At 41.9% G+C, this 9,150-nt stretch carries 9 protein-coding genes; 3 read left to right on the forward strand and 6 right to left on the reverse strand.

The annotated features are described in order from the left end of the window. Positions 1–58 precede the first annotated feature (58 nt). Positions 59–499 carry a YidH family protein gene (locus VB693_RS19330; RefSeq protein ID WP_323267657.1) on the forward strand — a complete coding sequence of 147 codons (441 nt, stop codon included), beginning with the start codon at positions 59–61 and terminating at the stop codon, positions 497–499. Between the two features lie 91 nt (positions 500–590). After that, entirely contained in the window at positions 591–2,186 is a 1,596-nt protein-coding gene (locus tag VB693_RS19335) for a calcium-binding protein (protein ID WP_323267658.1), read from the forward strand. Positions 2,187–2,247: 61 nt separating this feature from the next. Here the strand turns inward: VB693_RS19335 and VB693_RS19340 are convergent, their stop codons facing one another. Continuing rightward, entirely contained in the window at positions 2,248–2,772 is a 525-nt protein-coding gene (locus VB693_RS19340) for a DUF937 domain-containing protein (protein ID WP_323267663.1), read from the reverse strand. A 246-nt stretch (positions 2,773–3,018) separates the two neighbouring features. Between VB693_RS19340 and VB693_RS19345 the strand changes: the two genes are divergently transcribed. Further along, complete coding sequence (locus tag VB693_RS19345; RefSeq protein WP_190702176.1) at positions 3,019–4,566, forward strand: YcjF family protein; 1,548 nt, start codon at positions 3,019–3,021, stop codon at positions 4,564–4,566. A 65-nt stretch (positions 4,567–4,631) separates the two neighbouring features. Here the strand turns inward: VB693_RS19345 and VB693_RS19350 are convergent, their stop codons facing one another. From VB693_RS19350 to VB693_RS29065, 5 genes are all read right to left on the reverse strand, one after another. Next, positions 4,632–6,074 (reverse strand): ATP-dependent DNA helicase RecQ, encoded by a 1,443-nt coding sequence (locus VB693_RS19350; RefSeq protein WP_323267659.1) that lies wholly within the window; start codon positions 6,072–6,074, stop codon positions 4,632–4,634. Between the two features lie 1,026 nt (positions 6,075–7,100). After that, a complete protein-coding gene (locus tag VB693_RS19355) occupies positions 7,101–7,685 on the reverse strand; it encodes a Uma2 family endonuclease (protein WP_323267660.1) in 585 nt (194 codons plus the stop codon). A gap of 169 nt (positions 7,686–7,854) precedes the next feature. Continuing rightward, a complete protein-coding gene (gene dapF, locus VB693_RS19360) occupies positions 7,855–8,697 on the reverse strand; it encodes a diaminopimelate epimerase (RefSeq protein WP_323267664.1) in 843 nt (280 codons plus the stop codon). A gap of 27 nt (positions 8,698–8,724) precedes the next feature. Then, the gene (locus VB693_RS19365) at positions 8,725–8,940 is read right to left on the reverse strand and encodes a DUF6887 family protein (protein ID WP_323267661.1); all 216 of its coding nucleotides are present in this window, start codon (positions 8,938–8,940) and stop codon (positions 8,725–8,727) included. Further along, positions 8,940–9,125 (reverse strand): DUF6888 family protein, encoded by a 186-nt coding sequence (locus VB693_RS29065; protein ID WP_416233404.1) that lies wholly within the window; start codon positions 9,123–9,125, stop codon positions 8,940–8,942. The genes VB693_RS19365 and VB693_RS29065 overlap by 1 nt, the downstream gene beginning before the upstream one ends. Positions 9,126–9,150: the final 25 nt, after the last annotated feature.

Consider the following 9,150-nt stretch of genomic DNA (forward strand, 5'->3'; position numbering starts at 1 on the left):
AATTTTGCGAACACCTACGGTGGAGCGCAGCCCATCGCCATCAATTTAAAACATACTGATGAGTAAAACCCCAAAAATTGACCGTCAACGCGAACACCAAGCCAACGAGCGGACTTTTTTAGCTTGGCTACGTACTTCTATAGCTTTAATTGGCTTTGGGTTTGCGATCGCTCGTTTTGGGCTATTTTTACGTCAGCTTAATGTTGTCATAACACAAAAGGAAACATCCGTAAATCCCTGGTTTAATTCAGAAAACTTAGGGATTATGTTAGTCGTTTTCGGTATTGTCACTATCGGTTTGGCTGCATGGCGTTACAATCAAGTGTTTTGGCAAATTGAACGTAGTGACTATCAACCTAACCGTTGGGCAGTTTGGATTATGACTGGAGTAGTCATGATTTTAGGATTCTTGAGTATTCCTTTACTCCTATTGCGAAATCATATTTCCCCTCGCCCATCATCTCCCCTTCAGCCCCAATCCCGTAATTTTCAACGTTGAAGCATTTTCTCGCAGGATACAGACTGTTTTTGAGTTTAACTGAAATGTATCAATCTCTTAACCTACGCATGATATTTATACAAGAGTTTAAATGTATTTACACTTTTTAACTCTATGTAAGGGGAGAGATGGCGATATGGAAACTCAAATCGACCAATTGCAAACTTATATTCCTTCAACTGTATCCTCTCAGGAGTTACTTCTCATTGATAATGTTATCGTAGGTACTCCTTTGAAGGATGTTCTCTTGGGAACTCCCTGGAATGATCTGATAGTTGCCCTTGCAGGAGACGACCATATTATCGGCAGTGTTGGCAACGATATCTTAATTGGCGGCACGGGACTTGATACAGTTGACTATAGTGAACTAGGTCAGGCAGTTACCTTAGAAGCGACTGGGATTCTTAAAAAAGGCAGAGCTGGCACAGATAGACTATTTGAGATAGAGACTATTATTGGAGCGAAGGGAAAAGCTAATACTATCGATGCTTCTACCAGCACAGGTACAACAACATCTATTAGCGTTAATCTGGCAGCTAACAGTCTAGTTGTCAATGGTGTTCCAGGCATTGGGACGCTGAATTTTACAGTTCAGAACTTTGTCAACGTCATCGGTACTGCACAAAATGACAGCATCGTTGGTGATAGTAACAATAACCTGCTGATTGGTGGTCAAGGCAACGACGAAATCTTTGGACTCAACGGTGATGATATAGTGCAGGGTGGAGATGGTGATGATGTCATTGGTGGAGGCTACAAAGGTAGTATCTTCACCTCCAGACGTAGTGATGGCAACGATATTTTATCCGGCGATAGTGGTAATGACATCTTAATCGGAGGAACTGGTAACGATTTCCTCGATGGCGGTACTGGTTTTGATACGGCTGACTACAGTAATTTAGATGTTGGTATTACCTTACAAACGTCTGGTATTGTCAACAAAGGCATTGCAGGTACAGATCAGATCCTCAATATAGAAACCATCATTGGTGCAAAAGGACAAGCCAATAAAATAGATGGTTCTACCGGCACAAGTACAACAACTTCATTCAACGTTAATCTGTCAACTAACAGTCTGATAGTCAACGGTGTTCCAGGGTTGGGTACGCTGAAATTTGACGTTCAAAACTTTATCAATGTCACCGGAACTTCACAAGATGACAACATCGTTGGTAATAACCAAAGTAACTTATTGATTGGTGGTAGAGGAAATGACCAAATTTCTGGTCTTGGTGGTAAAGACACCATCATTGGCGTTGATGCTACAAATCGCCAACCAGGTATCAACGAAGTAGATATCCTCACCGGAGGTGCAGACCCAGATAAGTTTGTGCTAGGAGATCAGACCAATCCTTACTATGTAGGAGGTGGGGGCTTTCTAGGTCTGAATGACTTCGCCTTCATCACAGATTTCCAGACTGGTCAGGATCAAATCCAACTGAAAAAGTTAGGAAATTATATCTTCGGACGCAACTATATTGCGATCGCTAATCAATTACTATTAGAGACTAGCAAAAACTCCGATGATTCTCTGCTAGTCGCCACTGTAGATGAGATTGTCCAAGCTAACGGTGTCTACGATGCTTCTAGTCGGAGTAATCTAGAATCTTCCTCAATATTTTCTAGTTTTGATATCGTCTCAATTTTTGCCACTAGCTATAGCCTCAGTGATATTCACTTTGTCTAAAAAACTGTTGGTGTAATAGGACAGGCAATCTGCAACTACACCAAACAATTTTGCTATCCAACTATCTAGTCATATACCGACTAGCCATTTGGATAGCATCAGCAATATCAACATCGCCATCTCCATCTGCATCCAAGAAGTTATTCAGTATAGGATTACCGGCAGTTTGAGGATTTTGAGCATTAGTACCAGATTGCAACAAATTCAGCACTAAAGGCACAACCACAGGTAGCAATTGTTGAATAGTGCTAGCGTCTAAACCAGTGCGCTGGGCTGTTACTCCTGCTACTTGTTGTTGTGTGTTTGGAGAGAATAGCGAGCTTACTGCTTGGGGGTCAAAAGAAGTCCCCGCATACTGATTAACCAAAGCTTGGGCTGATTCGTTGCCCTCTGTGGCTTGCTTTTGTTGCAACGCACTGCGTACATAATTACCCACAACGCCCACAACAGATTGGATTGTTGCAGGATCTGTGCCAGTTGTATTACTCAAATCCTGTACAGTTCTGACAATAGTTTGTATTTGACCCATATTACCTTGTAAATTGGGGTTGCTCACAGCACCGAGAATTTGATCAAACAGTCCCATCGGTTGATTTCTCCTGATTGTGTTCTTGGCAAAGACAGAAAGACCAGGAAGACGAGGAATAATTTTGATTAATACCCCCAAGTCCCCAGTTCCCATTTTGCAAAAATCCTGCCTACAAAACTAGGAACTTAAGGATGAAAAATCGGGAGAGCGATCGCAAATTCTAGCTCTGAGTATGATAATGACTAATGCTGAAACTATTAAGATGAGAAGCATCTGGGTAATGAATATTTAGCAATGCCACGAATCCCTTTGTCGCGCCTAGTTACGCTAATTGTTGGTTTAATCGTCATTCTGGGACTCGCCCTGTGGCTGATTGATTCCCTGTCTCGCCTGTATTGGCAGTTATCCTATTCCCCGTTTTTGGGTAATCTGCTGCTGTTGCTGCTGATTGTTCTGGTAGGGGCTTTAGTTGCTGCCTTTGTCTATTACGTACTAGTATTGCAGTCTGGTGAACAGCGTTCCCGCCGCAGCCGAAAACGGGTGACACCAGCACAGATTCCCGTTGTCAAATCTGACGCGGCTTCTTCCACCCTGCAAGCTGTACGTCAACAGGTAGCGCAAATCCAAGATGAAGTCACACGCCAAGCTTTGCTAAGTCGGACAAAAGAAATTGAATCTAACTTAGCTAGGGGTGAGATTCAAGTTGTGGTGTTTGGGACAGGGAGTGCAGGCAAAACTTCCCTGGTGAATGCCATTATGGGGCGGATGGTAGGCAAGGTAGACGCACCAATGGGGACAACTACCGTCGGGGAAACCTACTGTTTACGGTTGAAAGGATTGGAACGCAAAATCTTAATTACCGATACACCAGGGATTTTAGAAGCTGGGGTAGCGGGAACGGAACGGGAACAGTTAGCTAGGGCGTTGGCGACAGAGGCAGATTTACTGTTATTTGTAGTGGATAATGACTTACGGCGATCAGAATATGAACCATTGAAGGGGTTAGCAGAAATTGGTAAGCGATCGCTTTTAGTTCTCAACAAAACCGACCTGTATACTGATGAAGATAAGGAATCAATCTTAGCTAGATTGCGGCAACGGGTGCGGGGATTTATTGCTACAAATGATGTCGTAGCGATCGCAGCTCATCCCCAATCGGCTCAACTAGAAACTGGGGAAACCTTCCAACCCGAATCGGATATTGTCCCCTTACTCCGCCGCATGGCAGCAATTTTAAGGGCTGAGGGTGAGGATTTGGTAGCAGATAATATTCTCTTACAATCTCTGCGGTTAGGAGAAGAAGCCCGTAAACTCATCGATGCTCAACGTCGTCGCCAAGCTGATAAAATCGTCGAGCGTTTTCAGTGGATTGGGGCTGGTGTGGTATCAGTTACGCCTTTGCCAGTAGTAGATTTACTAGCGACAGCCGCCGTCAATGCCCAAATGGTCGTAGAAATTGGCAGAATCTATGGTTGTGAATTGAACATGGAACGGGGACGAGAGTTAGCCCTGTCTTTAGCCAAGACTATTGCTAGCTTGGGTATTGTGAAAGGAGCAATTCAACTACTCACAACAGCTTTGCAGTTAAATGTGGCTACATTTGTGATTGGGAGAGCCATTCAAGGGGTGACAGCTGCATATTTAACTAGGATTGCTGGTAAAAGTTTTATTGAATATTTTCGCCATGATCAAGACTGGGGTGATGGTGGGATGACTGAGGTGGTACAGCGACAGTTCCAGATGAATCGCCGGGATGAGTTTATTAAAGCATTCGTGCAGGAGGCGATCGCAAAAGTCGTCAAACCACTCACACAAAAGGCTGAAGTCGTTGAAGAAGACACAGAAGCATAGTCATTGTTTCTGGATAACGCATATTTAAGGTGGATATTGAAGATACGCAATCAATCTGCAAAGTATTAGCCGCAATTATCACAATGTCCACAACGCCAGTTAGCAGCTTCCTTGTCAAAACCAAAAGCATTTAACAAAAACTGCCAACGGCATTGTTTAGTATTTAAGTATTGAGTCATTTGCTGGGAAGCCTGTAATTGTGTTGGTGGCTGGTTTTTTGGCTTGTGTTCTATTTTGTAATTGAAAGGGTCAAGCCAGTTTAATTGTCCACCACTATGGAGTAATGCTAAAGCGATCGCACTATCAGGAAATTGTCTGGTGATAGCGTTAACTTCTCCCTGTTGTGGTAATTTTTTCACTAGTTGCTGGGCTTTTTGCTGTTGCGATCGCATTTGTTCTTGAAAAAATTGCTGTCTTTGTCTATCCTCTGGATCTAGCCACCCTGTCGGTTCACTTACCAGTGTCAAAGCCTCAGCCGGTTTACCATCCCTTCCCGCACGTCCAATTTCTTGCACATATTCAGATAACAGATGCGGTGCGTGAAAATGTATTACCCAACGCACATCAGGTTTATTTATCCCCATCCCAAAGGCGCAGGTACAAACCACAAAGGGGATTTTACCACCCAACCAACTAGCTTCCACAGCCCGGCGTTCTGTTGCACCTAATCCCGCATGATAGCTAGCGGTTTTATAACCCATCTCTGCTAACCAAGCAGCTAAATTTTCACTATCTCGCCGAGTGCGGACATAAATTAATCCAGCTTGTTGTGGTCGATTTTGAATAAATTTGATTAATTGTTGTTTTCTCCCCCTAGGAGTCCAAGCAATGCGGACAGTAGGATGCAAATTAGGACGGTAAGGGTTGAGGCGAAAAATCTCTGGTTGCTGTAATTGTAAAACTGTTTGAATAGTTTTTTGCGCCGAGGGATCAGCTGTAGCGGTAAATGCAGCAATGCTAATTTTAGTCCCTGGTGGCTTATGTTTGAGTAATGCAGGTCTGACAGCCCCTAATCTGCGGTAAGCCGGCCGAAATGTTTCTCCCCACTGCACCAGACAATGAGCTTCATCAAGTATCAAACCATTAATTTGCAATTGCGGCTGACATAATCGTTCCCAAACTGGCGGACTTAATAAAGTTTCTGGAGATAAATACAGTAATCTTAGCTGTTGTTTTTCTAATGCTTGCAGAGTTGCACGGCGTTGAAATGATGGTAATTCACTATGCAACAATGCGGCTTTTTGCTGACTTTGAAGAAGTTCCTGGACTTGATTTTCCATCAGTGCTACTAACGGGGATACTACCAAAGTCAACCCTGTTTGTAGCAATGCAGGTAGTTGAAAACAAATTGATTTTCCGCCCCCCGTGGGCATAATTATGAGCGCATCTTTTTGTGATAACAAACTGTTGACGATTTCTCCTTGTGGCGGACGAAAATCTTCATAACCCCAGATTTTTTGAAAAGCAGCGCGGACTTCTTCCCAGGATTTGATTTTGTGAGTATTCATGAATGGTAGTAGATGCTCATATTTTTGAATTTACACTCTACTACCTAAATACTGGTTCAGTATTTTTCTCAGTTGTTTACAATAGGTAAACCATCTTCCTGGAAAGCAGTAATATAACCTGCGATCGTTCATATGACTTTCTACACAAGCTATCTCGCAAAATAGCATACGAAAACCAAGTTATTTGTGTAGAAGATTTAGCGGTTAAGACTATTGCTGTGTCAAGTTATTTTTGATGGTTTGTAGTAAGGACTTAAGTTTTTACTACAAACTTGCTTATCCATCAATTCAACTTTATGAACTACTATAGCTACTCACTAGAACATCTTGCAACCTATACTTATAGACCCCGGACACATTCGCAACATCGGACAGTGAGAGTTTAGTGAGTTTGATAGCTACTCACTAGAACATCTTGCAACCTATACTTATGGCCCCCGGACACATTCGCAACATCGGACAGTGAGAGTTTAGTGAGTTTGGACTCTTTAGGGTTTTGTTTGGTCTTATTTTTCTTCATTGTTTTCATGGATATAATCTCCTTCTGTTCCCTTATATGGGAAAGATAATTCCATTCCCTGGGCTTTCACCTGGGCTTTGGTTGAGTTGATAGTATTAATTTAGTCTGAGGTTGTAAGAGCGCACATCGGATCAATGTCATTACTTAACCGTGACATTTATCATTACTAAATTTACTTTCTCTAAACACCTGCATAACTAGGGGTGGATCTAGCGAAGACACTGTTGGCGAAATATTTCTTCACAATTTGAGCAAGTAAGATTGCATGAAAATTCTAGTTGTTTTCGCCTTAACGGGTGACAAGGTGGTTAAGCTGCAATAAATATTAGAATGTTCGCGAAGCGTTCCCGAAGAGTAGGATTACGAATTTTGGAGTTAGGAACTAGCTCTTCTGCCCTTGGAGGGGATGTAAGACCAAAGTCTTCGGGACGTAAAAAATCTACGAAGGTCGAGGCAATCCCTGATGAATTGGGAAGCCTAAACTGACCTTTCGGTACAGTGTAAGTTCACTTGGATTGACACTGCAAAACTTGAGCAGCAGTCAACTTGAGATCGGTAAATATCGGTGAAGATATCTCGCTATCCCCTGTATACACCTTCTCTTCATAAAAACCCTCTACCCATTCCAAAACCGTGACTTGCTCTTGTATGGAATCAACAATCCAATACTCAGTAATACCCCGTGCTGCATACTCTGATCGCTTATAGCGATAATCACGACTGCTTTGATTTGGACTCACCACTTCCACTACCAATAACGGTGGTGGCATTTCTGGCATGACAGTAGATCGTTTAGCACCCTCCATCGCCGTCGCCAACTCTTCAGAAAATACCACCAAATCAGGAACGCGCACCCGTGAGCCAGTAGTCACAATTTCTGTTTTCATCCGCAACTGAGAAGATGAGATACCTAATTGCACAAGATAAACAAGGATAAACATGGCAATTCGTTGATTTCTCTCACTCTCAGCCGGCATCGGTAGCAGTTCTCCATCTTCCAATTCATACATTGCATCTGTGCCATCGTCATAATTAAAGAACTCCTCCAGAGTCATTTTCACAGATAGAGATTGATCTAGTGTGATTGCCATAATCACCTTACTTGCTTGTTAAAATATCAGCTTAATCTATTATCGCAATATCTCCTCTAAGTCCTGAGAGGGTATTAGTTGCCAAACCATAGGCGATATCACTAATTTCGTGACAATCTTTACGGCTAATTCCTATACCAATTAACTGTAAATTATCCTCATTGAAAATCTATATTATTGTGAATAGTTCATCTGATAATTCTCCTTGGGCGACTTTGGTGACAGAACCAGTCATAGAGATATGAAAGTCATCTTTAATCTGAATCAAAATTTCTCCCCCAGGCATTTTTACGGTAATTTCAGAATCACACAAACCAAGTTTATGTGCAGTAGCCGCCGCCGCACTGCTACTGCTACCTGAAGCTAAAGTGTAACCAGCACCTCTTTCCCAAATTTCAATTTGAATAGTATTTCTATCTAAAACTTTCATAAATTGCACATTAGTGCGATTGGGAAATAAGGGATGAACTTCTAGACGTGAACCATATTCTTTTGCAATATCTGGGTTGATTTCAGCTAAAGGAATCACGCAGTGTGGATTACCAATTGTCGCGGCACAAAAATAAAAAGTTTTATCACCAACAGTAATTTTTTCTTGAATTACTTCTCGGTTATCTCCCACTACATTAATATCAGAACTCCAAAAGCTGACTTTCCCCATTTCAACCTGGACTGTTTTACCTGCATCTTTGATCACGGATTGAACTAATCCACCTACGGTTTCAATTGAGAATGGCTTTTCGTCAACAAGTCCCATATCCCATAGGTAACGGGAAAAAATCCGCAATCCATTACCACTTTTTTCGGCTTCACTTCCATCGGGGTTGAAGATGTGTAAAGCGAATTTTGCTGTGTTTGATGGTAGCTGCCCCAACAAAATACCATCAGAGCCTATACCGAAATTGCGATCGCAAATTATTTTAATTTTCTCAGGGGTCAAATCAAATGATAAATCTTGGGGATTGATAACTAAATAATCATTACCCAAAGCATGATATTTACAAAACTTCAACATTTGAGGCTAGTAGTGAAACTGTCTTTAGTCGCTGCTGATTTTTGCTGCTTCTAACTTTTGTCGAATTGCGGCTTGAATTTTTTCATCAAAATTAGGATCTTCTGGACTGGCAATGATTTTGTGTGGTTGCTGATTAAGTCTATCTAGGTATGCTTGGAAAGCAGCTTTATCCTGACGGTTGCAAAGAAAGTATTGCTTCAATTCTGCATCTGACATTGCACTATAATTAACTTGGCTCATCAAAATACCTCTCTATTAGGTAATATTTGAAACTCAAGCTCTTCGTTATGTCCGGCTAAAATGTAAATGTTCAAAGTTCTGTTATCTAAGCATATAAGATGTATGGGCTGAAGCATAGTATACGTCAGTTGATAACCAACGCGATATAAACTCTTTAATTGAGCCTCAGTAGCCTCTCTAGTCAATCAATCCACCTGCTATCTATTTTTA

The sequence above is a fragment of the Anabaena sp. UHCC 0399 genome (genome assembly GCF_034931465.1).
Taxonomy (GTDB): Bacteria; Cyanobacteriota; Cyanobacteriia; order Cyanobacteriales; family Nostocaceae; genus Trichormus; species Trichormus minutissimus.

Bases quoted from the DNA above. Each gene is read 5' to 3' on its own strand.
- VB693_RS19330 (WP_323267657.1), top strand. From the start codon at position 59: ATGAGTAAAACCCCAAAAATTGACCGTCAACGCGAACACCAAGCCAAC.
- VB693_RS19350 (WP_323267659.1), bottom strand. From the start codon at position 6,074: ATGAATACTCACAAAATCAAATCCTGGGAAGAAGTCCGCGCTGCTTTT.
- VB693_RS19335 (WP_323267658.1), top strand. From the start codon at position 591: ATGTATTTACACTTTTTAACTCTATGTAAGGGGAGAGATGGCGATATG.
- VB693_RS19355 (WP_323267660.1), bottom strand. From the start codon at position 7,685: ATGGCAATCACACTAGATCAATCTCTATCTGTGAAAATGACTCTGGAG.
- VB693_RS19365 (WP_323267661.1), bottom strand. From the start codon at position 8,940: ATGAGCCAAGTTAATTATAGTGCAATGTCAGATGCAGAATTGAAGCAA.
- VB693_RS19340 (WP_323267663.1), bottom strand. From the start codon at position 2,772: ATGGGACTGTTTGATCAAATTCTCGGTGCTGTGAGCAACCCCAATTTA.